Genomic DNA, 23,640 nt, shown 5'->3' on the forward strand with positions numbered 1-23,640 from the left:
GGCTCAGTACGAGCGCAGCAGATCGGCCAGCACGCGCTGACCGAAGACAAGCGATTCTACGGGCACGCGCTCATCGACTCCGTGGAACATGCCTGTGAAGTCGAGATCGGCCGGGAGCCTGAGCGGGGCGAACCCGTACCCGGTGATGCCCAGATAAGCGAGCGCCTTGTTGTCGGTCCCTGCACCCAGAAGGTACGGGATGACGGGGACACCAGGGTCGTGCGCGCCGATGCTCGCCACCATCGCGTCGACGAGGTCGCCCTCGAAGCCCGTCTCCATGCCGATGTCCTGCACCACGATCTCGATGGCGATCTCGTCGCCGACGATCTGCTGGAGCTGGGCGAGCACGTCGTCTTCGGTGCCGGGGATGACACGGACGTCGATCAGCGCCTCGGCTCGCTCCGGGATGACGTTGTGCTTGTACCCCGCCGTCAGCACGGTGGGATTGGTCGTTGTGCGGAAGGTCGAGCGGAGGAACGCCTCAGCGGGACCCGCGGCGGCGGCGAGGGCGTCCGGATCCTCCACGGAGCGTCCGGTGAGCTCGCTGAGCCCCTCCAGGAGCGCCTCCGTCGTCGGGGTGAGCCTGATCGGCCAGCGGGTCCGCCCGATCGCCGACACCGCCTCCGCGAGCTTGGTGATCGCGTTGTCCTCATGCAGGCGGCTGCCGTGCCCCGCACGCCCCTTGGCGACGAGGCGGATCCAGATCAGCGCCTTCTCGCCGACCTGCAGCAGGTACGCCCGGTGGTCGTCGACCGTGATCGAGTAGCCGCCGACCTCGCTGATGGCCTCGGTCGCCCCAGCGAACCACTCCGGTCTGTTCTGCACGACGAGGGCCGACCCCTCGACGCCGCCGTTCTCCTCGTCGGCGAAGAACGCGAGCACGAGGTCGCGCTCCGGCTGCTCTCCCGCGCGGAGGATGTCGGCGACGGCGGTGAGGATCATGGCGTTCATGTTCTTCATGTCCACGGCGCCGCGGCCCCACAGCATGCCGTCCTTCACCACGCCGGCGAAGGGGTCGACGCTCCAGTCCTCGGCCATCGCGGGGACCACGTCGAGATGCCCGTGCACGACGAGCGCGGGCTTGCTGGAGTCACGGCCGGGAACGCGGGCCATGACGTTCGTGCGCCTGTCGATCGGCTCGTAGTACTCGACGTCGAGTCCGAGACCCTCCAGGTAGCGCCCGACGTACTCGGCCGCCTCACGCTCCCCCTTGGCGTTGCCGCCGCCGAAGTTCGAGGTGTCGAAGCGGATCAGATCGCTGGCGATGCGGACGACCTCGGGGAGCGACGGATCTGTCATGCGTTCAAGGCTATCGAACGGCCGAGGCGCGCCCGGGCGTCGCCGCCGGTTTCGGAGTCCCCCTCCGCTCGTGCTAATGTAAATCTTCGTTCGGCAACGAACATCCAACACCTGCGCGGGTGGCGGAATGGTAGACGCGCTACGTTGAGGTCGTAGTGCCCGTAAGGGCGTGGGGGTTCAAGTCCCCCTCCGCGCACAGAACGAAGAAGAGCCCCGATCCGGTTGGATCGGGGCTCTTCTTCGTTTCGTCGCGCGTGCGGATTCGTCGCGCGTGCAGTGCACGAGAACGGCGCGGCCGGGGCCGGCGCGGTCTCAGACCGCGCCGACTCCGAACACCAGTCCGAGCACGTAGGTGATGGCGGCGGCGCCGAAGCCGATCGCCAACTGGCGCAGGGCGCGCCGCAGCGGTGGACCGCCCGACAGGATGCCGACCATCGCGCCCGTGGAGAGCAGCGCCACGCCTACCAGGACCAGGGCGACCACGACGGCCGTCGTCCCCTGCAGGCCGAAGATCCACGGCAGCACGGGAATGATCGCTCCTGATGCGAACAGCAGGAAACTCGAGATGGCGGCCGTCCAGTCGCTTCCCACGATCTCGTGGTCGTCTCCCTGGGTGCGCACGGGTCCGGTCGTCGTCCGCTGAACGCCCGCGCGGGCGGCGGCCACGATCCGATGTGCGCGTCGCAGGGCCTCCTCCTGCTCCATTCCCCGGGCGCGATACACGAGGGCAAGCTCGTTCTCGTCGATGTCGAGATCGCCGGCGGAGGCCGCGGCATCCTCGTTCGCCTCCGTGGCGGCCAGCAGCTCACGCTGGGAGCGGACGGACACGAACTCCCCCGCGCCCATCGACAGGGCGCCGGCGAGCAGTCCCGCGATGCCGCTGAACAGCACGAAACCGGAGCTGACTCCGGTCGCCCCGATGCCGAGCACGAGGGCGAGGTTGCTGACGAGACCGTCGTTCGCGCCGAACACCGCAGCGCGGAAGGAACCGGAGAGCCGTCTGCGTCCGCGTGCGGCGAGCCCTCTGACGACCTCGAAGTGCACCTTCTCGTCGGCGCGCATCGCCGGCGTCGCCCACTTCTCGGTGTCGTACGGTGATCGGGCCTCTGCGCTCTGCGCGAGGGCGAGCACGAAGATCGAGCCGAACCGCCCGGCCATCCAGCCGAGGGTGCGGGAGCGCAGACCGGCCTTGGGCAGACGTGCGGGTTCCTCACCGAGAAGGTCGAGCCAGTGCTGCTCGTGGCGACGCTCGGCATCCGCGAGGCTGAGCAGGATCTCGCGCTCCTCGCCCGTGCGTCTGGCGGCGAGCTTCTGGTACACGAGGCCCTCGGCGCGCTCCTCCACGAGGTAGCGCGCCCAGCGGCGGCGGTCGGCGGTGGTGGGCTCTGCGGCAGCGGGGGCTGTCATGCTTTCCTCCTGGTCGGGGACAACCGTTCAACGCTATCCGGGAGGGCGGCGGCGGCTCCCACTCAGGCGAGGATTGCCAGGATTTCGGGTTTCCGAAGGTCAGGAGCGCACGCGCTTGCGCAGCACCTCGATGCGCGACTGGAGCTGCGTCACCGTGGCCTGAGCGACCGCGGGGCCGCCGCAGATGCGACGGAGCTCGGCGTGCACCGATCCGTGGGGCTCGCCGGTCTGGCGCGCATAGAGGCCGACGAGGCTGTTCAGCAGCTGCCGCTGCTCTTTGAGAGTGCGATGCAGGGGCGCGGGGAGCGTCGTGGTCTCGAGCGGATCCGCCGTCGCCTCGCGCGTCTCCCGCAGACGGGACTGGCGCGCCTGGCGCTGCATCAGGAGCTCGTGCACGTGCTCCGGTTCGAGGAGCCCGGGGAATCCGATGAACTCCTCCTCCTCCGGAGTGCCGGGCTCGGCGAGCTGGCCGAACTCCTTGCCGTCGAAGACCACCCTGTCGAAGTGGGCGACCGAGGAGATCGCCTGGTAGCTGAACTCCTGCGTCAGCGCATCGGAGGCGTCGTCCTCGCGGTTCGCGCTCTCCAGCAGGGAGTCGTCGAGGCCGTCGGCATCCTTATCCTGGCGATCGAGCGCGTGGTCGCGCTGCTTCTCCAGCTCATTGGCGAGCCCCATGAGCACAGGGACGTTCGGCAGGAAGACGCTCGCGGCCTCACCCCTCCTGCGGGCGCGCACGAAGCGGCCGATCGCCTGCGCGAAGAACAGCGGCGTGGAGGATGACGTGGCGTACACGCCGACCGCGAGGCGAGGCACATCCACGCCCTCCGACACCATGCGGACGGCGACCATCCAGCGCTCGTCGGTGGCGGAGAACTTCTCGATCCGCTCGGACGCGGAGGCGTCGTCCGACAGCACGATCGTCGGCTGCCGGCCCGTGATGCCGTGCAGGATCTTCGCATAGGCGCGCGCGACCGTCTGATCCGTCGCGAGCACGAGACCGCCCGCGTCAGGGATGTGGTGCCTGATCTCGGTGAGACGACGATCCGCGGCCGACAGCACCGCGGGCATCCACGAGCCCTCCGGATCGAGAGCGGTGCGCCAGGCCTGGGAGTTGACGTCCTTGGTGTTGTCCTGCCCGAGGTGCGCCTCGAGCTCATCCCCCGCGCTCGTTCGCCAGCGCATCTTGCCCGCGTACATGTGGAACAGCACGGGACGCACGACGCCATCGGCCAGCGCGCGTCCGTAGCCGTAGCTGAAGTCGGTGCTCGAGATGCGGGCTCCGGACTCGTCGGGCAGGTACTCGACGAACGGGATCGGAGCGGTGTCGCTGCGGAACGGAGTACCCGACAGCAGCAAACGGCGCTTCGCTGGTCCGTAGGCGTCGCGGATCGCGTCGCCCCAGCTCAGCGCGTCGCCGCCGTGGTGCACCTCGTCGAGGATCACCAGGGTCTTCGCGTCTTCGGTCAGATGCCGGTGCACGGAGGACTTCGCGGCCACCTGCGCGTAGGTCACCACCACGCCCTGATAGTGCCGCGCCGGCGCCCAGTGGCTGTTCTTGAAGTGCGGATCGAGCCGGATGTGCACGCGCGCCGCGGCGTCGGCCCACTGGGTCTTGAGATGCTCCGTCGGCGCCACGACGATGATGCGGTTGACCTCGCCGATGCGCATGAGTTCGACCGCGAGGGTGAGGGCGAAAGTCGTCTTGCCTGCGCCCGGCGTCGCGGCGACGAGGAAGTCCCGCTGATCCGCCTGGAAGTACTGCTCCAGCGCCTCCTGCTGCCAGGCCCGCAGCTTGTTCGCGGTACCCCACGGGGCGCGCTGAGGAAAGGAGGGGGAAAGCATCCCTTCAACGATAACGCCGCCTCCGACACTCGACGCGCGCCCGCCGTGGCGAGCGATTGCCGGGTAGGCTCGGACACTGCGCCGCCGCGATCAATGGACGGCGCTCGTTCGCGAAGGAGAGCTGGATGACAGACCAGGATTCGACTCGGACCCCCTACGTGGCCAACGAGACCTCGCATCCGTGGCGGCGCTTCGTCGCCGTGGGCGACTCGTTCACCGAAGGCATCGGCGATCCCGATCCCTCGGTGCCCGGGGGTCACCGGGGCTGGGCGGATCGCGTGGCCGCCGTGCTCTCCGAGCAGGTCGACGACTTCGCCTACGCGAACCTCGCCGTGCGCGGGAAGCTCATCGCGCAGATCGTCGAGGATCAGATCGAGCCCGCTGTCGCGCTGCGACCCGACCTCATCTCGATCTGCGCCGGCGGCAACGATGTGATCCGCCCCGGCACCGATCCCGACGCGATCGCGGTGCAGCTGGAGGACGCCATCACGCGTCTGGCGTCGACGGGCGCGGCGATCGTCCTGTTCACGGGCATCGACACCGGCTTCACCCCCGTGTTCCGCCCGTTCCGCGGCAAGGTCGCCATCTACAACGAGAACGTCCGCGCGATCGCCGACCGCCACGACTGCATCGTCGCCGATCAGTGGGCGCTCAAGGTCGTCCAGGACATGCGCTTCTTCGACGACGACCGACTGCACTACAACGCACTGGGTCATCACGAGGTGGCCCGGATGGTGCTCAGGGCGCTGAACGTGCCCAACGACCTCGAGGCCATGCAGCCGGAGCCGATTCCGGTGCGCACCTGGCGCGAGGCCAGGGCCGAAGATCTCGGCTGGGCGCGCGAGCACCTGGTGCCCTGGGTGCTCCGTCGCCTGCGCCACCAGTCGTCCGGCGACCACGTCGAGGCGAAGCGGCCGGAGCCTGCGCCTTTCCTCCGCCGCGAGGACTAGGGCTTCATCGCCCACAGTGCGACGGCTGTCGCAGCGGCGACGTTGAGCGAATCAACGCCGCCCGTCATCGGGATGGTCACGATCGCGTCGGCGTTCGCGAGCGCGTCGGCGGAGAGCCCTTCCCCCTCCGAGCCCATCATGAGCGCCACCCTCTCCGGTCGATTCTTGGCGTAGGCGTCGAGAGACACGGCGTCGTCTCGCAGCGCGAGCGCGGCCAGGCGGATGTCCGCTGCCCGCAGGTCGGCGACCGCTGCGTCCCAGTCCGTGATGCGGGTCCACGGCACCTGGAAGACCGTCCCCATGCTGACACGCACGCTCCGTCGGTAGAGCGGGTCCGCGCAGCGCGGCGACACGAGCACAGCATCCGCTCCGAGCCCCGCCGCCGCGCGGAACGCCGCTCCGATGTTGGTGTGGTCGCCGATTGCCTCGAGGATCAGAACCAGCGAGGCGCCGGCCACGACGTCGGCGACAGAGCGCAGCGGCGGCCTGTGCATGGAGGCCAGAGCTCCACGGTGCACCGCGAACCCCGTCACCGCCTCGGCGACCTCATCGGGGACGACGTAGACCGGGACGTCGTGCTCCGCGAGAAGCGAGCAGATGCCGTCGACCCATCGCCTCTGCACCATCACGGAGCGCGGGCGGTGGCCGGCACCCACCGCGCGCTCGATGACCTTCGCGGACTCGGCGATGTACAGGCCGCCCGCCGGCTCGGACACCGCCCGCAGCGCCGTGTCCGTGAGGGCGCGGAAGTCGTCCAGCCGGGGGTCCGCTGCCGAGGTGACGTCGATGAGTTCCATAGACCTCCACTGTGGCACGTGCGACGCCGTCGCCTCCGCTGAGCGTCGTAGACTCGCTCAGGGAGGTTCCGTGACCGCGATGACCGATACCGAGCTGCATGCCCGGATCACTCAGGCAGCCGATCTCCTCCGGGGTCGGAAGGTCGCGCTCCTCACCGGAGCGGGCATCTCCACGGACTCGGGCATCCCCGCGTACCGTGGCGAGGGCGCCCGCACCCGCGCCGATCCCATGACCATCCAGCGCTATCTCGGCGACGAAGCCGCACGCAGACGCTACTGGGTGGGCGGTCATCTCGGCTGGCGGGCCTTCGCGCAGGCCGAACCGAACGCCGGCCACATCGCCCTCGCCGAACTGGAATCCGGCGGCGTCGTGAGCGGCATCATCACGCAGAACGTCGACGGCCTGCATCTGCGCGCCGGCAGCTCGCACGTGATCGAGGTGCACGGGACGATGCGCCGCGTGACGTGCCTGCACTGCGGCCAGGTCTTCGACCGCCGCGACATCGCCGTGCAGATCGAGGAGAGCAATCCCTGGATCGCCGTGCCGGAGAACGTCCTGCTCGCCCCCGACGGCGACGTCCTCCCGGAGACCACGGAGGGCTTCGTGGTGCCGGTGTGCACCGTGTGCGGCGGGATGCTCAAGCCCGACGTCGTCTTCTTCGGAGAGTTCGTCCCGCAGGACAGGTTCAAGGCGGCCGAATCGCTGCTGCGCGCCAGCTCCGCGATGATCGTCGCCGGCTCCTCCCTCGTCGTGAACTCCGGCGTCCGCCTGGTGGAGCGCGCACGTCGCCGCGGCATCCCTCTCGTCATCGTCAACCACGAGCCCACCCGTGCCGATTCGTGGGCGGACATCACGCTCGCGGCGGGCACGAGCGTCGTGCTCCCCGCCATCCAGGAGCTTCTGCTGTGACCCTCATCACCCTCGTCCGCCACGGTCAGACCGACTGGAACCTGGAGAAGCGCATCCAGGGATCCACCGACATCCCGCTCAACGAGAGCGGACGCGGAGACGCCCGGTGGGCGGCGTCGCAGCTCGGCGCGACCACGCATCACGCGATCTACGCCAGCCCCCTGCTGCGCGCCCGCGAGACCGCGGAGATCATCGCCGCCGAGCTCGCCCTCCCCGCTCCCGACCTCGTGCCCGACCTCCGCGAGAGGGAGTTCGGCGAGGGCGAGGGGATGCTGGTGCCCGACTACATCGCCTCCTACGGAGACTGGCACGCCGAGGTTCCCGGGGCCGAGACCCTCGACGAGGTCGGGGTCCGCGCTCTGGCGGCCCTGCATCGGATCGCGCGCGAAGCCCGCCGCCGTTCCGCCCCGGTGGCGGAGTCCCTCATCGTGGTCTCGCACGGCGGCGTGATCCGCTCGCTGATCGACCACGTCTCCGGCGGCACCCTGCCCCGGGAAGGAGAGGTGCTCGCGAACGGCTCGATCCACCGCTTCGAGGCGTCACCCGGTTCGCTGCGCCTGCTCGAGCAGGCCTACGTCCTCTGAGCCATGGACGTCGACGAGACGACGGAATGGCTCAGCCGCAGCCGCGTCGCCTTCGACGCGGTCGATCCGGACGACGTCCCCGACGAGCGGCTGGAACCGCTTCTGTCCTTCGTCGGCGACGCACGCGTCGTCGCTCTCGGCGAATCGATGCACCGCACGCACGAATTCCTCGCCTGGCGGAACAGGCTGCTGCGATTCCTCGTCGAGCGGGCGGGTTTCACGGCGATCGTTCTGGAGAGCGGCGTCGTCGAAGGGCTCACGGTCGACGACTGGGTGCGCTCCGGCGAAGGGCGCCTGCGCGACGTCCTGAACGACGGCGTCACCTATCACTTCGGCAAGTGCCAGGAGACGCTGGACCTCGTCGTGTGGCTGCGCGAGAAGACGGTCGCCGGTGCGCCGCTGCGCTTCTACGGGATGGACGTGCCCGACTCGGCATCCTCATCGCTCCCGGCTGTGCAGCACGTGGTCACGTTCCTGGACTCCGCGGATCCGCACTACGCCCGGCACGTGCGCGACAGCCTGCTGCCCGAGTTCGAGTACCTGCCCGCCGACCGCTCCGGCCTCGCGAGAGCGGCCACCGCCCTGCACGCCTACCTGGGTCTCGCCGAGGAACGGCGCCGCGCGATGACCTCGGCGATCTCGGGCATGACGGAGCGGGTCAGAGCTCGGAGAACCGACTACGTGCAGGCGGGAGCCGATGCCGACGTGGTCGACGTCGCCGTGCGGGCCGCGGAACTCGCACGGAGCACCGATGCCTTCCTCGCGGCGATGGCGGAGGGAGCGTCACGCACCTGGGCGCCGGCGAACATCCGCGATTCGGCGATGGCCGACGCGGTCGAGTGGGTCCTGCAGCGGGAGGAGCGCGTGGTCCTGTTCGCGGCGAACGGGCACATCCGCACGACGCCCTACCTCGCTCCGCCGTTCGTGACCGAGCCTCTCGCGACCGTGGGCACGCATCTCCGCGCACGCCTGGGCGACGACCTGCGCGTCATCGGCACGACGTTCGGCGGCGGTGCGGCATGGCTGCACCGCCCCGCTCCGACAGACGCCCCCGGGCATTCGACGCCCTTCGTGCAGCAGCTGGATCCGCCGCGCGCGGAGACGCTCGACGCGCTGCTGAGCACGCGCGCGGATGGGTCGTTCTTCGTCGACCTCGCCGGGGCTCCCGCCTCCGTCGACCTTGTGACGGGCACGCACAACGGACCCGAGGTCGAGCTCGCAGACATCCGCACGTCCTACGACGGGATCCTGCACGTCGACCGCGTCAGCCCGTGGCACACCTGGATCGACGAGCGCGGACTCTGGCGGTGATCAACCGGCCCGGTCGATCACCGAGCGGGCGTGCCGGAGCACCGGCTCATCGATCATGCGGCCCTGGAAGCGGAACACGCCCCGCTCGCTCTCGGCCGCGGCGATCACCGCATGCGCCCAGTCGACCGTCGCGGCATCGGGGCGGTACGCGTCCCTGATGGTGGCGACCTGCGAGGGGTGGATGCACGCGGTGGCGCGGAACCCGGATGCTGCGGCATCCGCCGCCTCTCGAGCGAGGGCCGGCAGGTCGTCGATCGCGATGTGCACGGCGTCGACGGCGGCCTTGCCCTGCGCTCCCGCCTCCAGCAGCACACGGGAGCGGGCATATCGGGCGATGTCGCGGTAGCCGCCATCCGGCGTCCTGCTGGACGTGCCGCCGAGGGAGGCGACGAGGTCCTCCGCGCCCCACATCATCGCGACCACTCGCGGATGCGCGGCGATGCGATCCGCCGCATGAATCCCTCGGGCGGTCTCGCACAGGGCGATGAGAGAGTAGCGCTCGTCGAAGGCGTGGAGGCGCTCGGGGTCCTCCGTCTTGGCGACCATCACGGTGCGGAAGTCCGTCTGAGCGAGGGTGGCGAGGTCGGAGACGAACGCCTCGGTGTCCGGAGCGTTCACCCTGACGATGACGCGGTCGGGGTCGAGGTCGGCGTCGATCAGGTTGCCCCGTGCTGTCGCTTTCGCCTCGGGGAGGACCGCGTCCTCCAGATCGAGGATGACGGCGTCCGCCTTCTCCAGTGCACCGCGGAACCGCTCAGGGCGATCGGCGGGGCAGAACAGCAGCGCGGGTCCGAGCTCGAAGGTCATCGGTTCTCCTCCTCGGGGCGGCAGCGGACGAGGACCGTCCTGCTCGCGGTCGCGACGACGGTGCCGTCCTCGTTGCGCCCGGTGTGGGAGATCGTGACGATCCCCTGACCGGGGCGGGACGACGACGGTCGCTTCGCGACGATCGTGCTCTCGGTGTACAGCGTGTCCCCCGCGAACAGCGGATGCGGGAACGCGATGTCGCCGAGACCGAGCTGGGCCACCAGGGTCCCCTGGGTGAGCTGGGCGACGGATGCTCCCACCATGGTCGACAGGGTCCACATGGAGTTCATCAGCCGCTGGCCGAACTCCTGGGTCTGCGCGAACGCGGCATCCAGATGCAGCGCCTGCGTGTTCATGGTGAGGGTCGTGAAGAGCACGTTGTCGGCTTCGGTCGCCGTGCGCCCAGGCCGATGCAGATAGCGGGCGTCGACCTCGAACTCCTCGAAGTAGAGACCTCGCTGGATGATGTCCCGTGCGGTCACGTCGCCGCCCTCCCGTCGATCAGTGCGTCTGGCATGCTGTCACGCTACCCGGCGAGACCCAGCGCCCTGGCGATGACGAGCAGTTGCACCTCGGTCGTCCCTTCGCCGATCTCGAGGATCTTGGAGTCGCGGTAGTGCCGTGCCACGGGGAACTCGTTCATGAAGCCGTTGCCGCCGAAGATCTGCGTCGCGTCGCGCGCGTTGTCCATCGCGGCTTCTCCCGCGACGAGCTTGGCGATCGCCGCCTGTTCGGCGAAGGGCTTCCCCGCATCGCGCAGTCGGGCCGCGTGGTGCCACGCGAGACGAGCGGTGTGCACACGTGCGCGCATGCGTGCGAGCGTGAACTGCGCGTTCTGGCGGGTGCTCAGGGCGCTGCCGAAGATCGTCCGGCTCTTGGCGTAGTCGACGGCGGCTTCGAGGCAGCCCTCCGCGGCGCCGGTCGAGAGGGCCGCGATGGCGATGCGTCCCTCATCGAGGATGCTGAGGAAGTTGCGGAAGCCGCTCCCCCGTTCGCCGAGCAGGTTGCCCGCGGGCACGCGCACCCCGGAGAAGGTGAGCGGATGGGTGTCTGAGGCGTTCCAGCCGACCTTGTCGTAGGGCGCTTCGACGGTGAACCCCGGCGTGCCGTTGAGCACGATGATCGTGGAGATCTCCTTGCGCCCGCCCTCGTTCCCGGTGACGGCGGTGACGGTGACGAATCGCGTGATGGGCGTGCCGGAGTTCGTGATGAACTGCTTGGTGCCGTCGATCACCCACTCATCGCCGTCGAGGCGGGCGGTGGTGCGCGTGGCGCCCGCGTCGCTCCCCGCCTCCGGCTCGGTCAGACCGAACCCGGCGAGGGCGCGGCCGGCCAGCAGATCGGGCAGCAGCTCGCGCTTCTGCTCCTCGGTGCCGAATCGGAACACCGGCATCGCGCCGAGGCTGACGCCGGCTTCCAGGGTGATGGCGATGGACTGATCCACCCGCCCGAGCGCCTCGATCGCGATGCCCAGAGCGAAGTAGTCTCCGCCCTGACCGCCGTGCTCCTCAGGGAACGGCAGGCCGAACAGCCCCAGCTCGCCCATCTGCGCCACGACGTCCATCGGAAGCGTGTGCGTGCGGTCGGCCTCGTAGGACTGCGGCGCGACGACGGTCTCGGCGAACTCCCGGACCATGGCGGCGAGCTCGCGCTCGTCCTCGTTCAGATCTTCACTCATCGGATCTCCTCTGCGGCCCCGTCGTGGGGGCTCGTCGTCACGCGGGCGACCGGTTGGTCGCGCCGCACCTGATCGCCCACGGCGACCAGAAGATGCACCGTGCCGTCGTGCGGCGCGAGCACCGGATGCTCCATCTTCATCGCCTCGATCGACAGCAGCGGCGTGCCGGCGGCGACGTGCTCCCCGTCGGCGACGTGCACCGCCACGACGCTGCCCGGCATGGGGGCGCGGCCTTCCGGCTCTGTGGCGACGGCGGCCCGCTGCGCTGTCGCGAGGCGTCGCCGCATCCGTGCTCGACGGTCGAGGGGACGAAGACGCATCGTGCGGCCGCCCTCGGCGACCCAGACCGCGCCGTCGGCATCGAGCGCCGTCGGCAACTGCGACGGCGTCCCCGCTTCGGACTCGACCAGCGCGTCGTCATCCGTGAGGAACGCCACGTCTGCGGCATCCCTCTCCGTGAGGGCGGTCCAGACGGCGCTCGCGTCGGAGACGGGCCGCGCGTTTTCCTGCACGCAGGCCCTCGCGCTGGTGAGCATGCGCACAGAGGGCGAGGGCACAGGCAGCGGCAGGAGGGTCTCGATGAGCCCGGTGTCGAGATCGCCGGCGATGACCCTCTCGTTTCGGCACAGCGTCCGGAGGAAGTCGATGTTGGTGTCGACGCCGAGCACGACCGTCCGGCTCAGCGCCTCATCCAGCCGGCGCAGCGCCGTGACCCTGTCGGCGGCGAGGGCGATGACCTTCGCGATCATCGGATCGTAGAACCCGGTGACCTCGCTTCCGGTCTCGATCGCAGCGTCGACCCGCACACCCTGCGGCGGATCGAAGAGCAGCACCCGTCCGGTGGACGGCAGGAATCCCCGCTCCGGAGACTCGGCATAGATCCGGGCCTCGACCGCGTGTCCGTGGACACGGGGCGCCGGGTCGAGTCGTCCCCCGGCCGCGACACGGAGCTGCAGCGCGACGAGATCGAGTCCGGTGACCTCCTCGGTCACGGGATGCTCGACCTGGAGACGCGTGTTCATCTCGATGAAGAAGACCTCATCGGGCTCATCCGCGTCGATGAGGAACTCGACCGTTCCGGCGCCGACGTAGGAGACGCTCTCGGCGGCCCGCACTGCCGCGGCGAGCAGCCTCTCGCGGGTCTCGGCGGGCATGCCTGCGGACGGCGCCTCCTCGATCACCTTCTGATGACGGCGCTGCAGCGTGCACTCCCGCTCGCCGAGCGCCAACACGGTGCCGTGCTGGTCGCCGAACACCTGCACCTCGATGTGCCGAGGGCGGCGGATCAAGCGTTCGAGGACGAGCGAGTCGTCTCCGAACGCGGACGCGGCGACCCTGCGCGCGGACGCGAGGGCCGCGGTGAGCGCGGAGGCGTCGGCGACGACCTCCATGCCCTTCCCTCCCCCGCCCGCGCTGGGCTTGACGAGGAGCGGGAACCCGATCCGCTCCGCCTCCTCGGCGATCTCGATGTCGGAGAGACCCGTGGCGTCGAAGCCGGGGACGACGGGCACGCCGTATCGCGTCACGTGCTCACGCGCCCTGGCCTTGTCTCCCATGATCTGCAGTGCCTCGACCGAGGGGCCGATGAAGGTGATGCCGCTCTCTGCGCAGGCCTCGGCGAGACCGACGCTCTCGGAGAGGAATCCGTAACCAGGGTGTATCGCCTGGGCTCTCGCCGTCCGGGCGGCCGCGATGACGGCGTCGATATCGAGGTACGACTCCGCTGCGGGCGCAGGGCCCACCCGCACGGCCCCGTCGGCCTCGCGGACGTGCGGCGACTGCTCGTCCGCATCGCTGTAGACCGCGACACTGCGGATGCCGAGCTCGCGCAGGGTACGGATGACCCGGCGTGCGATCTCGCCGCGGTTCGCGACGAGGACGGTGTCGAAGAGGTGGTCGCTCATGAGTCTCACATCCGGAAGACGCCGAAGCGCGGTTCGGGCAGCGGGCTGCGTGACACGACGTCCAGGGCGAGGCCGAGGAGGTCGCGGGTGTTCTCGGGATCGATGATGCCGTCGTCCCACAGGCGGGCCGTGGCGTAGTACGGCTCGCCCTGCTGTTCGTACTGGTCGCGGATCGGCGCCTCGAACCCGGAGCGCTCCTCCTGGCTCCACGACTCCCCCCGAGCGGTCAGCTGATCCTCTTTGACGGTCGCGAGCACGGAGGCCGCCTGTGCTCCGCCCATCACGGAGATCCGGCTCGCCGGCCACGTCCACAGGAATCGCGGCGAGTAGGCACGCCCGCACATCGAGTAGTTGCCCGCCCCGAAGGAGCCGCCGATGATGACGGTGAGTTTCGGCACCCGAGTGCTCGCGACGGCGGTGACCATCTTGGCCCCGTCCTTGGCGATGCCCCCGGCTTCGGCATCCGAACCCACCATGAAGCCGGAGATGTTCTGCAGGAAGAGCAGAGGGATGCCGCGCTGATCGCACAGCTCGATGAAGTGCGCGCCCTTGAGGGCGGACTCGCTGAAGAGCACGCCGTTGTTCGCGACGATGCCGACGGGATGACCGTGCAGTCGGGCGAACCCGGTGACGAGCGTGGTCCCGTACTCGGACTTGAACTCCCGGAAGGTGTCCGCGTCGATGAGACGGTCGATCACCGCGTGCACGTCGTAGGCGGCGTTCACGTCGACGGGGACGACCTCGTACAGGGAGGACGTCTCCGCCGGATCACGACTCGGCACGATCTCCCAGGCCGGAGCGTGCGGGGCCGGCAGGGTGGAGACGATGTCGCGGAGGATCTCCAGCGCATGCTCGTCGTCTTCGGCGAGGTGGTCGACGACGCCGCTGCGCCGAGCGTGCAGCTCTCCCCCGCCCAGCTCCTCGGCGCTGACGATCTCGCCGATCGCGGCCTTCACCAGCGGCGGGCCGCCGAGGAAGATCGTGCCCTGTCCGCGGACGATCACCGTCTCGTCGCTCATCGCGGGGACATAGGCTCCGCCCGCCGTGCACGAGCCGAGGACGGCCGCCAGTTGCGGGATCCCGGCTGCCGACATGCGCGCCTGGTTGAAGAAGATACGACCGAAGTGGTCGCGGTCGGGGAACACCTCGTCCTGCTTGGGGAGGAATGCGCCTCCGGAGTCGACGAGGTAGAGACAGGGCAGCCTGTTCTCCAGAGCGATCTCCTGCGCGCGCAGGTGCTTCTTCACGGTCAGCGGGTAGTAGGTGCCGCCCTTGACGGTGGCATCGTTGCAGACGACCATCACGTGACGCCCGTGCACGAGTCCGATGCCGGCGATCACCCCGGCTCCCGGCGCCTCTCCCCCGTAGAGACCGTCTGCCGCGAGGGGCGCGACCTCGATGAAGGGACTCCCCTCGTCGAGCAGCCGCGCGACACGGTCTCGCGGCAGGAGCTTTCCGCGCGAGATATGACGCGCACGCGACGCCTCCGGGCCGCCGAGCGCCGCGGCGGAGAGCCGCTCGCGCAGCTCCTCAGCCAGGGACTCCTGGGTCATCTGCATCGTGACGTCCTCCTCGACCCACGCGAGCGTGTGACACACGGTGGCGCGCCGCACGCATTCTCGGTTAGTGTTCACTAACCCGATGATTCAGGTTAGCGAGGATTAACTGAGATGACAAGCCCGCTCACCGCCCGAGACCGTGCCAAGGCCGAGCGCTCCGACGCCATCCTCCGCGAGGCGGCGCAGCTGTTCGCCGCACGCGGCTACAACGGCGTGAGCCTCGAGGACATCGGGGCGGCCGTCGGCGTGTCAGGGCCCGCCGTGTACCGGCACTTCGCCGGAAAGCAGGCGCTGCTCGGAGCCGTCCTCGTGAAGGTCAGCCAGGACCTCGTCTCCGGCGGAACCCGGGTCTCCGAGGAGGTCGACGACAGCGAAGAGCGGATGCGAGCGCTGATCGGCTTCCACGTCGAGTTCGCGTTGGGGAACGCCGAGGTCATCCGCGTGCAGGATCGAGACGTCGCCCATCTCGCCGAGTCCGACCACGCCGACGTGCGTCGGCTGCAGCGCTCGTACATCGAGCTGTGGATGGAGGCGCTGCGTCCCCTCGTCGACACGTCGTCCGATGAGCTCCGCCTGCGCGTGCAGGCGTGCTTCGGTCTGATCAACTCGACGCCGCACTCCACCCGCTCTGCGGCGAGAAGCCACTCCGCCACCGCGTCCGTCCTGGCCGCGATGGCGGAGGCCGCTCTCCGCGCGACTACCTGAGCAGCATCGCCCGCCCCGGTTCCTCGAGGATGTCGGCGACGTCCTTGAGGAACCGCGCTCCCTCCGCGCCGTCGACGAGGCGGTGATCGAACGACAGGCTCAGAGTCATCATCTGGCGCAGCGCGATCTCGCCACGGTACTCCCACGGCTGACGACGCACGGCGCCGACGGCGAGGATGCCCGACTGGCCAGGGGGAAGGATCGGCGTCCCGGCATCCACTCCGAACACGCCGATGTTCGAGATCGAGAAGGTCCCGCCGGCGAGCTCGGCCGGGGACGTCTTCCCCGAACGGGCGGTCTCCGCGAGGGCCTTCAGCGCGTCGGCGAGCTCGGTCAGCGTCAGGCGCTCCGCGTCCCTGATGTTCGGGACGATGAGGCCCCGCTCGGTCGCGGCGGCTATGCCGAGATCGACGTAATTGCGCTGCACGATCTCACCCGCGGCCTCGTCCCACCGCGAGTTGAGCCCTCGGTTCCGCCCGAGCGCCAGGCACACGGCCTTCGCGATCACGGCCAGGGGGCCGATCCTGTGCGCGGCCAGGGAGCGGTCCTCCCGCAGCGATGCGAGAAGATCCATCGTCGCGGTGACGTCGACGGTGTGGAACACCGTGACGTGCGGAGCCGTGAACGCGCTCTCGACCATCGCCGCCGCCGTGTGCTTGCGCACGCCGCGGATGGGGATCCGGAGTTCGCGGTCATCGTCAGCCATGGCCGCAGCGGTGAGCGGAGCCGACACGGTCGTCTCCGCCTCCTCCGCGCGGATGCCGACGCGCTGCGCGAACTCGTCGATGTCATCGCGGGTGATGACGCGATCGCCCACGACGGCGGACACCAGGACGAGGTCGACGCCGAGCCTCTTGGCATAGGCGCGCACGGGCGGTGTCGACCGAGGACGCTCGATCACGGTCTCGACGCTCACGCTGGGCCGCGCATCATGCGGTGCGGCCTCCAACACGGCGGTGTCCGCGGTCGTCGACGGGCTTTCGACCCGACGTGCACGCCGAGCGGGACGTCCTGAGCGAGCCGGTGCTGCGCCGTAGCCGACGAGGTTCGGCTGCGCCTTCTCCTCGGCATCCGAGGCCCCCGCGGGAGGCGCCTCCTCCGTGCCCGCGACATCGAAGGCGATCAGCGGTGCGCCGACGGCGACGGTCTCCCCCGCCTCCGCGTGCAGCGTCGAAACGATGCCCTCGTACGGCGACGGCAGCTCGACGATGGCCTTGGCGGTCTCGACCTCGGCGAGGTTCTGATTCAACGCCACGCTGTCGCCAGGCGCGACGAGCCACTGGACCACCTCTGCCTCGGTGAGCCCTTCTCCCAGGTCGGGCAGGCGGAACTCGGCGATCATGCGTCGGCCCCCGTCAGGCTGTGCGGGCGGTCGAGCACGCGATCGACCGCGTCGAGAAGGCGATCGAGGTCGGGCAGGTGGTACTTCTCCAGCTTCGCGGGCGGATAGGGCACATCGTGACCCGTCACGCGCAACGGCGCGGATTCGAGGTACTCGAAGCAGCGTTCCGTGATGCTCGCGATCACCTCGGCGGCGACCCCCGCCTCGCGAGAAGCCTCGTGCGCGACGACGACGCGACCCGTCTTGCGGACGGATGCCGCGACCGAGTCGTAGTCGACGGGCGACAGGGAGCGCAGGTCGATGACCTCCAGGGAGATCCCTTCGTCCTCCGCGGCCTCCGCCGCCTGCAGCGCCGTCGTCACCATGGCGCCGTAGGTGATGAGCGTGGCATCGGCCCCCTCGCGCACGACGCGGGCGAGCCCCATCGGCGGCGCATCGGCGAGCGGCGCCTCGAGATCGACCTCGCCCTTGTGGTGGTAGAGCCGCTTGGGCTCGAAGAAGATCACGGGATCGTCGCTGGCGATCGCCTGTCGAAGGCTCCGGTAGGCGTCCTCGGGGTTCGAGACGGCGACCACGCGGAGGCCCGCCGTGTGCACGAAGTACGCCTCGGGCGACTCCGAGTGGTGCTCGGCCGCTCCGATGCCGCCGGCCCAGGGGATGCGAATCGTGATCGGCATCTTGACCCTGCCCTGGGTGCGGTAGTGCAGTTTCGCGACCTGGGCCACGATCTGGTCGAACGCCGGGTACACGAAGCCGTCGAACTGGATCTCGACGACCGGTCGATAGCCGCGGAACGCGAGGCCGACCGCCGCACCGACGATCCCCGACTCCGCGAGAGGAGTGTCGATGATCCGCTTCGCGCCGAACTCGTCGAGGAGCCCGTCCGTGATCCGGAAGACGCCGCCCAGCTTGCCGATGTCCTCTCCGAGGAGGACGACGCGATCGTCGTCGCGCATCGCCTGCCGGAGACCCGCGCCGAGGGCCTTGCCCAGAGTGAGCTCGGTCATGATCACACCTCGCCGTCGAACGACGCGAGGTACGCGGCGTACTCGTCGCGCTGGCGATCGAGTCCCGTGTGCGGCTCGGCGTACACGCCGTCGAACACCGCGAGCGGAGGACGCGTGACCATGCCGAGGCACGCGGCGCGCATCTCCTTGGCCACGGCATCCGCCGCAGCCTGGGTCTCTGCCACATGCACGTCGCTCAGCTCTCCGCGCGCTCGCAGATGGGCTTCGAGACGGGAGATCGGGTCACGGCGGCGCCACGATTCGAGCTCGGCCTCGTCGCGGTAGCGCGTCGGGTCGTCGGCCGTGGTGTGCGGGCCCATCCGATACGTGACCGCCTCGATGTAGGCCGGCCCCTTGCCCGAGCGCGCGTGCTCCAGCGCCCAGCGCATGGCGGCCATGCAGGCGAGGACGTCGTTGCCGTCGACGCGGAGGCTCGGGATGCCGAAGCCCGGTGCGCGACCGGCGATCGGGAACTGCGACTGCACGGCGACGGGCTCCGAGATGGCCCAGTGGTTGTTCTGGCAGACGAAGACCACGGGAGCGCCGTACGAGGCGGCGAAGATCATCGCCTCGTTCACATCGCCCTGGCTGGTCGCACCGTCGCCGAAGTAGGTCACGGCGACCTCGTCCGCCTCGTCGTGCTGGATCCCGAGCGCATAGCCGACGGCGTGCAGGGTCTGCGCGCCGATGATGATCTGCAGCGGCGCCACCCGCAGCGCCGCCGGGTCGTGACCGGCTCCCTCTTCGCCGCGCCACATGCGGACGTAGTCTCCCGGCCGGGCTCCTCGCGCGTAGATCACGCCGGTCTCGCGGTAGCTCGGGAACACGTAATCCTGCGGCGCGAGCGCACGAGCCGTGCCGATCTGCGTCGCCTCCTGCCCGTTGCAGGGCGCCCAGAGACCGAGCTGGCCCTGGCGCTGGAGCGCGACGCCCTCGGCGTCGATGCGACGGAGGACGACCATGTCGCGGTGCAGGGCGCGCAGCTGCTCGGCATCCACATCGGCCACATAGGGGTCGAGCTGGGCGTTCGCGATGCGCGTTCCGTCGGGGCCGAGGATGCGCTCGGAGAGCTCGAGATCCTGCGCTGCGTCCGCGATGGGCGTGAGTTGCGGTGACATCATCGTCCTCCTCTGTCGTGGCTGCCCTCGTGGGGCTCTGCACGTCGGTCATCGGCAGCTCCGCCGATGACCTGAGCGTACGTCTGTTCAACACGACGCTCAAGCAATTGCAAGGCTGTTGAGCATGTTGCTAAATCCGGGTCGATATGAGACTGCTACTCTTTGGCACTATGCCTGGACTTGACCGCATCGATCTGGAACTCCTCGCCGCCCTCGCCGACGACCCGCGCATCACGATCGTCGCGCTCGCCGAGAATCTCGGCCTTTCGCGCAACACCATCCAGGCGCGCATGGCGCGGCTGGAGCAGACCGGGGTGTTCCTCTCGTACGAGCGGTCCTTCTCCCCCGACGTCCTCGGTTTCCCCCTGCAGGCGTTCGTGAGCATCGGCGTCAGACAGACCGAGCTGCCGCGCATCATCAACGAGCTCGCGCGCATCCCCGAGGTCGTGCAGGCCCACGGGCTCAGCGGCTCCATCGATCTGCTGGCCAGGGTGGCCTGCCGCGACGCGCGTCACCTGTTCGACACGGACGCGCGCATCCTCTCGATCGACGGCGTCGAGCGGACGGAGACGTCTCTCGCCATGGGCGAGGTCATCCCCTTCCGGGTGGCAGGGCTCATCGGCCTCGCGCGACGGGAATCCTGAGGAAGCGACGGATCGCGCCGGCGGCCTCGGCCGGCGTCTCGTAGTGGATGAGATGCCCGACATGGGCGATCTCGACCAGTTCCGCATCGTCGAACAGCGTCGCGAGCACCCGCTCCGCCTCGATCGGCGTGATGTCGTCGCGGTCGGCCGCGATCAGCAGCGTCGGCACATGGATCTTCGAGGCGAACTCCCGCACGTCATGGGAGACGCTCGCGACGAACGCGTCGCGCAGCACGTCGCGATCCGCGAACCGTGAGAAGTACGTGTCGTGCTGGTCGTGGATGAACCTGCGGAGCTCGGGATCCTTCGTCTTCGCCATCGTGATGCTCATGATGCGGACGATCGCCCGGTTCCGCAGCAGAGCCGTGCCCAGCGTCTCCGGCAGGCGCGCCCCCATCGCGTAGTAGAAGACGGCGAGCCGGGTCATCAGGCCCTTGGGCCCCTCGAGGGCGGGAGCGCCGATCGGATTGATCAGGATCAGCCGGGGGGTCTCGAGGCCGGACGCGATCGCGGCCGACACGACGATCGATCCGAACGAGTGCCCGAGGATGACGGCACCCGGCGCGACCGCGGCGGCGAACTCGACGAGCCAGGACGCGTACTCGTCGAGGTCGTACGTGCGCCCGGGCGCCGGTGCGCTCTCGCCGAAGCCGGGGAGGTCGGGGGCGATGATCCGCGCCTCCGGGAGGAAGGCGAGCACCGGCTCCAGGCCGTGGTGATCTCCGCGGAAGCCGTGCACGGCGATGACGGTCGTCTCGGCGTCGGCCGCTCCGTACTCCCAGTACGCGGTGACGCCCTCGCGGACCTCGACCTCGTGACGCTCCACCGGAAGGCGGCGGAGTCGTTCGGCGTAGGGCGAGGATGCGGTCATGATCCGAGTCTACGGAGTCGCCGTGCGCCTTCCTGGCAATGTCCGAGGCCGCGCCTACCGTGAGGGCATGCCCTCAGATCCTGCACTCCCGACGTGGCTCACCCGCGTCGGAGTGTTCGATCTCGAGACCACGGGCGTCGACGTGGAGAGCGACCGCGTCGTGACTGCGCACGTTGGCGTCCTCGATGCGAACGGGCGCGAGATCGCCGCACGGGACTGGCTCGCCGACCCCGGCATCCCCATCCCCGACGGAGCCACCGCCGTGCACGGGATCACCACGGAGCAGGCCCGTCGCGCCGGCAGACCGGTGCGCGAGGTGGTCGCCGAGGTCACCGCGTCGCTGCGCTCGCTGCTCGACCAGGGCGTTCCGATCGTCGCCTACAACGCCTCCTACGACTTCTCGCTGCTCGCCCACGAGTGCGTGCGCCACGGCATCCCTCCGCTCGTCTCGCCGTCGCCGATCATCGACCCGCTCGTCATCGACAAGGCGTACGACAGGTACCGCCGCGGCAAGCGCACACTGGAGGTCGTCGCCGCGCACTATGCGGTGCCCCTGGAGGGCGCGCACGACGCCTCTGCGGACGCGGTGGCCGCAGGCCGCGTCGCGCAGGCGCTTGCACGGCAGTTCCGCCTTCCAGAGACCCTGAGCGAGCTGCACACCCGACAGATCGGGTGGGCGCGCTCTCAGGCCGAGAGCCTGACGGAGTACTTCATCAGCGTCGGACGGCTCGACCCCGAGGATGCGCTCGACGGCACCTGGCCGGTACGCAGCAGCTGACGGCGCCCGCGCTTTCCTCGCGCCCAGCACCTTCCCTCCCCTCGAGAGGGCGCACACCACTCTCTTCGGCGCGACTCGTCTTCGCGCGTCAGCGCATCGACGGAGCAGGCATCACCCTGGACAGGAAAAGGGCCCGTGGAGAGTGCAGATGCACTTTCCACGGGCCCTTCCCTTCACGCGCCGACTAGGTTCAGGCGGTGCGCTTCCGGCTCACGAGCAGGACTCCCGCACCGACGAGCAGGAGTACTCCTGCGGTGACACCGTAACCCCACGGAATGTCACCACCCGTGGCTGCGAGCTTCCCGGCGACCGGGGCGGGAGGCGGCGTGGTCGCCGGCTGAGGAACGACGGTCGTCAGGTCGGCGGTGGCGCCGGCATCGACCGTGACGCCTCCAGGCGATACGCCCGTGGCTGAGGCGATGTTCGTGAGGGGCTTCCCGGTGAGGTCGCCGGCGCCGGCGACGTAGGTCGCGGTACAGGTGAGGCTCTCGTCGACGGCGAGCTCGGTGACCTCACCGCAGTCGATGTCGCCGAAGGTCCCGGTGCCGCCGACGGGACCCGGGTCGGACACCTCGACGTCGTGCAGAGGCAGCTCACCGTCGTTGAGGACGACGAAGGTGTACACGACCTCCTGGCCGGCCTTGGTGACCTGTGCCGGGTTCACGGACTTCGTGAGCGACAGCGAAGGGACAAGAGCGCGGATGGACGCCGACGGCTCCCCGTTCAGGCCCGAGGCGCCCTCGATGACGTTGGTGTAGTCGCCACCCGCGCCGAGGACGACGTCCACGGCGATCTGGCAGCTGGTCTCACCGGTCGCGAGCGATCCGGCGTCCACGACGACCTCGGAGCCGGCGGCGGGAGCGTCGATCTCCGCGGAGCAGCTGGAGTCCACGTTGGGCTCGTCGGCGATCGTCATGCCCTCGGGGAGCACGTCGGTGAAGGACCAGCCGCTCTTCTCCGACAGCTCGCTGGTGTTCACGATCGTGAGGTACATCGTGACGGGCTGCCCCACCTCGACGGTCTCCTGATCGAACGCCTTGTAGATGCTCGGCGTCGCGTCGAACAGGCGCAGGTTGTCGTACGCGAAGTCGTTGCCGCCACCGCTCGTCGCGCGGTTGCGGACGAGAAGCTCCGCCGAGCTCGACTCCTCGGCGCGGAAGCCGCCGCTGTAGAACTGCCCGCTGCGGATGGCGAACCCGTTGATCGTCTGCACGGTCGGCGAAGAACACGCCCTGGCGGGGTTGCCGGCGATCATGATCTCGCCGTTGGGCAGCGAGAGACCGAAGTCGAGGGTCGACTGTACAGCGCCGATGCCGCAGTTGACCTCGGCCGTGTCGATGCTCGCGACGTAGAAGCGACCTTCGGTCAGTTCGATGCCGCTGTCGATCGACTGCGCGAGCAGCGTATCTGCGGCACTGCCGTTGGCTTCGGTGTACGCAGCGACGGCGCGGTTGTCCGCGTTCCCACCACCGAGGACCGTGGCGAGATCGACGAGTCGATTGGAGGCGTTGACGTTGCAGGCCGCGCCATCGCCGGAGAACGGGATGGGGGTGTTCCCCTGCAGGACGAAGCCGTTGCACGCTGCGGCGCTCAGCCAGAACGGCGAGGCGGTGTACGTGGCTCCGTCCACGCCGGTGTAGTTGGCGAGTCCGACGACGTTCGCGCCGGTGACGTTCTCGAAGGTCTCCTCGAACACGAGCGAGGGGTCGGCGGGGGCGGCCGGCGTGGGTGGTGCGGCTTGGGCGGCTGTCGGCACGAGTGCCGCACCCGCGAGGGCGAGGAAGGCGACGGCTGCTGCTGCAGACGTTCGCATGGCTTTCTTGGGGATCACGGTTCGCAGTCTCCTTCGTATCTGGGGTTGACGGACAACGACCGGTCGCCACGTTAGGGAACTCCTCGCGTCAGATGTGAGATCGCGACATATTGGTGTATCGATGACCCCTGGCGGGGGTCACGTGCGCGACCAAACGTCAGAATCCGGCTCTTCTCGACACTCGTGCCGCGGCCGGAGAGGCTGTCATCACCCGCGAGCGGCCTCTCGGACCGCGATCGCGTCTCACGAGCACATCGTCGGATTCGAGCGAGCCCCCTGCGGACTGGGGAGATGGCGCAGGGGGCTCGACCCCA

General features: G+C 69.5%; 21 protein-coding genes and 1 tRNA gene. 8 read left to right on the plus strand and 14 right to left on the minus strand.

All coding sequences use genetic code 11. The annotated features are described in order from the left end of the window. Positions 1 to 3: 3 nt before the first annotated feature. A complete protein-coding gene (locus ACFVRO_RS11900) occupies positions 4 to 1,299 on the minus strand; it encodes a M20/M25/M40 family metallo-hydrolase (protein WP_386952518.1) in 1,296 nt (431 codons plus the stop codon). A gap of 113 nt (positions 1,300 to 1,412) precedes the next feature. On the opposite strand from ACFVRO_RS11900, the gene ACFVRO_RS11905 reads away from it, so the two are divergent. Next, positions 1,413 to 1,495 (plus strand) — tRNA-Leu (locus ACFVRO_RS11905). A 116-nt stretch (positions 1,496 to 1,611) separates the two neighbouring features. On the opposite strand, the gene ACFVRO_RS11910 is transcribed toward ACFVRO_RS11905, so the two are convergent. After that, positions 1,612 to 2,706 carry a VIT1/CCC1 family protein gene (locus tag ACFVRO_RS11910; protein ID WP_386952521.1) on the minus strand — a complete coding sequence of 365 codons (1,095 nt, stop codon included), beginning with the start codon at positions 2,704 to 2,706 and terminating at the stop codon, positions 1,612 to 1,614. A gap of 99 nt (positions 2,707 to 2,805) precedes the next feature. Then, positions 2,806 to 4,548 (minus strand): DEAD/DEAH box helicase, encoded by a 1,743-nt coding sequence (locus tag ACFVRO_RS11915; RefSeq protein WP_386952524.1) that lies wholly within the window; start codon positions 4,546 to 4,548, stop codon positions 2,806 to 2,808. Between the two features lie 125 nt (positions 4,549 to 4,673). Between ACFVRO_RS11915 and ACFVRO_RS11920 the strand changes: the two genes are divergently transcribed. Beyond that, on the plus strand, positions 4,674 to 5,498 hold the full coding sequence (locus ACFVRO_RS11920; protein WP_386952525.1) for an SGNH/GDSL hydrolase family protein: 825 nt from the start codon (positions 4,674 to 4,676) through the stop codon (positions 5,496 to 5,498). Here ACFVRO_RS11920 and ACFVRO_RS11925 read toward each other — a convergent pair. Next, the gene (locus tag ACFVRO_RS11925; RefSeq protein ID WP_386952528.1) at positions 5,495 to 6,295 is read right to left on the minus strand and encodes a TrmH family RNA methyltransferase; all 801 of its coding nucleotides are present in this window, start codon (positions 6,293 to 6,295) and stop codon (positions 5,495 to 5,497) included. The two genes, ACFVRO_RS11920 and ACFVRO_RS11925, sit on opposite strands and share 4 nt — an antisense overlap. A 79-nt stretch (positions 6,296 to 6,374) precedes the next feature. Between ACFVRO_RS11925 and ACFVRO_RS11930 the strand changes: the two genes are divergently transcribed. The 3 genes from ACFVRO_RS11930 to ACFVRO_RS11940 are packed head-to-tail and all read left to right on the plus strand — an operon-like array spanning position 6,375 to position 9,100. After that, positions 6,375 to 7,205, plus strand: a complete 831-nt coding sequence (locus tag ACFVRO_RS11930; protein ID WP_341942187.1) for a Sir2 family NAD-dependent protein deacetylase — start codon at positions 6,375 to 6,377, stop codon at positions 7,203 to 7,205. Next, positions 7,202 to 7,789 (plus strand): histidine phosphatase family protein, encoded by a 588-nt coding sequence (locus ACFVRO_RS11935; protein WP_386952530.1) that lies wholly within the window; start codon positions 7,202 to 7,204, stop codon positions 7,787 to 7,789. The genes ACFVRO_RS11930 and ACFVRO_RS11935 overlap by 4 nt, the downstream gene beginning before the upstream one ends. Positions 7,790 to 7,792: 3 nt before the next feature. Continuing rightward, the gene (locus ACFVRO_RS11940; RefSeq protein WP_386952532.1) at positions 7,793 to 9,100 is read left to right on the plus strand and encodes an erythromycin esterase family protein; all 1,308 of its coding nucleotides are present in this window, start codon (positions 7,793 to 7,795) and stop codon (positions 9,098 to 9,100) included. Here ACFVRO_RS11940 and ACFVRO_RS11945 read toward each other — a convergent pair whose 3' ends face one another. The 5 genes from ACFVRO_RS11945 to ACFVRO_RS11965 are packed head-to-tail and all read right to left on the minus strand — an operon-like array spanning position 9,101 to position 15,048. Further along, complete coding sequence (locus ACFVRO_RS11945; RefSeq protein ID WP_386952535.1) at positions 9,101 to 9,907, minus strand: HpcH/HpaI aldolase/citrate lyase family protein; 807 nt, start codon at positions 9,905 to 9,907, stop codon at positions 9,101 to 9,103. It abuts the gene before it with no gap. Beyond that, positions 9,904 to 10,389 carry a MaoC family dehydratase gene (locus tag ACFVRO_RS11950; protein ID WP_386952538.1) on the minus strand — a complete coding sequence of 162 codons (486 nt, stop codon included), beginning with the start codon at positions 10,387 to 10,389 and terminating at the stop codon, positions 9,904 to 9,906. The genes ACFVRO_RS11945 and ACFVRO_RS11950 overlap by 4 nt, the downstream gene beginning before the upstream one ends. Positions 10,390 to 10,433: 44 nt before the next feature. Next, a complete protein-coding gene (locus ACFVRO_RS11955; RefSeq protein WP_386952541.1) occupies positions 10,434 to 11,585 on the minus strand; it encodes an acyl-CoA dehydrogenase family protein in 1,152 nt (383 codons plus the stop codon). Beyond that, positions 11,582 to 13,489, minus strand: a complete 1,908-nt coding sequence (locus ACFVRO_RS11960; RefSeq protein ID WP_386952542.1) for an acetyl/propionyl/methylcrotonyl-CoA carboxylase subunit alpha — start codon at positions 13,487 to 13,489, stop codon at positions 11,582 to 11,584. The genes ACFVRO_RS11955 and ACFVRO_RS11960 overlap by 4 nt, the downstream gene beginning before the upstream one ends. A gap of 5 nt (positions 13,490 to 13,494) precedes the next feature. Then, the gene (locus ACFVRO_RS11965) at positions 13,495 to 15,048 is read right to left on the minus strand and encodes a carboxyl transferase domain-containing protein (RefSeq protein ID WP_386952544.1); all 1,554 of its coding nucleotides are present in this window, start codon (positions 15,046 to 15,048) and stop codon (positions 13,495 to 13,497) included. Between the two features lie 111 nt (positions 15,049 to 15,159). Between ACFVRO_RS11965 and ACFVRO_RS11970 the strand changes: the two genes are divergently transcribed. Beyond that, positions 15,160 to 15,753, plus strand: coding sequence for a TetR/AcrR family transcriptional regulator (locus tag ACFVRO_RS11970; RefSeq protein WP_344010156.1), 594 nt, complete (start codon positions 15,160 to 15,162; stop codon positions 15,751 to 15,753). On the opposite strand, the gene ACFVRO_RS11975 is transcribed toward ACFVRO_RS11970, so the two are convergent. The 3 genes from ACFVRO_RS11975 to pdhA are packed head-to-tail and all read right to left on the minus strand — an operon-like array spanning position 15,746 to position 19,220. Continuing rightward, complete coding sequence (locus ACFVRO_RS11975) at positions 15,746 to 17,095, minus strand: dihydrolipoamide acetyltransferase family protein (protein WP_386952546.1); 1,350 nt, start codon at positions 17,093 to 17,095, stop codon at positions 15,746 to 15,748. The two genes, ACFVRO_RS11970 and ACFVRO_RS11975, sit on opposite strands and share 8 nt — an antisense overlap. Continuing rightward, complete coding sequence (locus ACFVRO_RS11980; protein ID WP_386952549.1) at positions 17,092 to 18,102, minus strand: alpha-ketoacid dehydrogenase subunit beta; 1,011 nt, start codon at positions 18,100 to 18,102, stop codon at positions 17,092 to 17,094. The genes ACFVRO_RS11975 and ACFVRO_RS11980 overlap by 4 nt, the downstream gene beginning before the upstream one ends. A gap of 2 nt (positions 18,103 to 18,104) precedes the next feature. Continuing rightward, positions 18,105 to 19,220 (minus strand): pyruvate dehydrogenase (acetyl-transferring) E1 component subunit alpha, encoded by a 1,116-nt coding sequence (gene pdhA, locus ACFVRO_RS11985; protein WP_386954458.1) that lies wholly within the window; start codon positions 19,218 to 19,220, stop codon positions 18,105 to 18,107. Positions 19,221 to 19,390: 170 nt separating this feature from the next. On the opposite strand from pdhA, the gene ACFVRO_RS11990 reads away from it, so the two are divergent. Beyond that, positions 19,391 to 19,864, plus strand: a complete 474-nt coding sequence (locus ACFVRO_RS11990) for an Lrp/AsnC family transcriptional regulator (RefSeq protein WP_105674993.1) — start codon at positions 19,391 to 19,393, stop codon at positions 19,862 to 19,864. Here ACFVRO_RS11990 and ACFVRO_RS11995 read toward each other — a convergent pair. After that, positions 19,836 to 20,735 (minus strand): alpha/beta fold hydrolase, encoded by a 900-nt coding sequence (locus tag ACFVRO_RS11995; protein WP_386952552.1) that lies wholly within the window; start codon positions 20,733 to 20,735, stop codon positions 19,836 to 19,838. The genes ACFVRO_RS11990 and ACFVRO_RS11995 overlap by 29 nt on opposite strands. 67 nt (positions 20,736 to 20,802) lie before the next feature. On the opposite strand from ACFVRO_RS11995, the gene ACFVRO_RS12000 reads away from it, so the two are divergent. Further along, a complete protein-coding gene (locus ACFVRO_RS12000) occupies positions 20,803 to 21,513 on the plus strand; it encodes a 3'-5' exonuclease (RefSeq protein WP_386952555.1) in 711 nt (236 codons plus the stop codon). Between the two features lie 190 nt (positions 21,514 to 21,703). Here ACFVRO_RS12000 and ACFVRO_RS12005 read toward each other — a convergent pair whose 3' ends face one another. After that, the gene (locus ACFVRO_RS12005) at positions 21,704 to 23,344 is read right to left on the minus strand and encodes an LPXTG cell wall anchor domain-containing protein (RefSeq protein ID WP_386952557.1); all 1,641 of its coding nucleotides are present in this window, start codon (positions 23,342 to 23,344) and stop codon (positions 21,704 to 21,706) included. Positions 23,345 to 23,640 lie beyond the last annotated feature (296 nt).

It is taken from the genome of Microbacterium sp. NPDC057944 (assembly GCF_042887445.1).
Lineage (GTDB): Bacteria > Actinomycetota > Actinomycetes > Actinomycetales > Microbacteriaceae > Microbacterium > Microbacterium natoriense.